The 1,050-nt window shown below is 56.9% G+C and carries 1 protein-coding gene; it reads left to right on the forward strand.

Annotated features, from left to right (window positions below; genetic code table 11):
* Positions 1 to 73 precede the first annotated feature (73 nt).
* On the forward strand, positions 74 to 1,050 hold a 977-nt coding region (locus tag AB0H52_RS32070; RefSeq protein ID WP_357952057.1), incomplete at its 3' end, for a hypothetical protein.

Below are 1,050 nucleotides of genomic sequence, written 5' to 3' on the forward strand. Positions count from 1 at the left end.
TTGAACCGGCGGCCCCGCGCATCCGTTGTGTAGGAAGACTTCGAAATTTGACTGCAAAGGCGGCTAACTAGGAATGGACAAAGATAAGAGCAAGGCCCATGTTTTGGCATGGGCCGCCGCAAATCAGAGTGGCCACGATGTGAGTATTAATGAGTACGCAGAGGCATACTTTATCCCCTATACGACACTGTGTAGATGGATATCCGGAGGGATCCGTGATGTTACGTTCACGGTTGACCAGCAGGCGTTCATAGACACGGCAAGGAGGCATGCGTCCGATCAGTACTATAAGCTCTCCGACCGCAAGAACCATGCCTTGAGATGGGCGCATGCGAATCAGAGCGGCCCCGTCATGGGTTATACCGACTATGCGCGGCGGTACAATATGCACCCCGGGACCCTGACTGGCTGGGTTTCTGGAGAGCATGGGGTTACGTTCGAGCCTGATGAGCAGGAGCTCATAAACAAGGCAAAGCAGTATTGGGCCATGAATCAATACACGCCCGGCGAGCGCAAGAACCATGCCTTGGCGTGGGCGGCTGCGAATCGGAGCGGCCCCGTCATGAGTTATTCCGACTATGCGCGGCGGTACAATGTGGACCGCAGGACCCTGAGTCGCTGGGTTTCTGGAGGGAACGGGGTTACGTTCGAGCCTGATGAGCAGGTGCTCATAAACAAGGCAAAGCAGGATTGGGCCATGAAGCAATACACGCCCGGCGAGCGCAAGAGCCATGCCTTGGCGTGGGCGGCTGCGAATCGGAGCGGCCCCGCCATGAGTTATTACGAATACGCAGAGCAACACAATATGCACCACACGGCCCTGGCCCGCTGGGTTTCTGGAGGGAACGGGGTTACGTTCGAGCCTGATGAGCAGGAGCTCATAAACAAGGCAAAGCAGCGACAAGTTTCGTTGTCGACCATAAATGAAGCTGCCGTGGCAGCGGTTGGTGCCAACAAATATGCGTGGCTGCGTGCTCCCACCAGCGCCACCTCTGCTTCCACCAGCAACACATCGCCGACGTTGCCGATGCACACCGGCTACGAGCAGGT

The sequence above is a fragment of the Micromonospora sp. NPDC050695 genome (genome assembly GCF_040654415.1).
In the GTDB taxonomy this organism is placed as follows: domain Bacteria; phylum Actinomycetota; class Actinomycetes; order Mycobacteriales; family Micromonosporaceae; genus Micromonospora.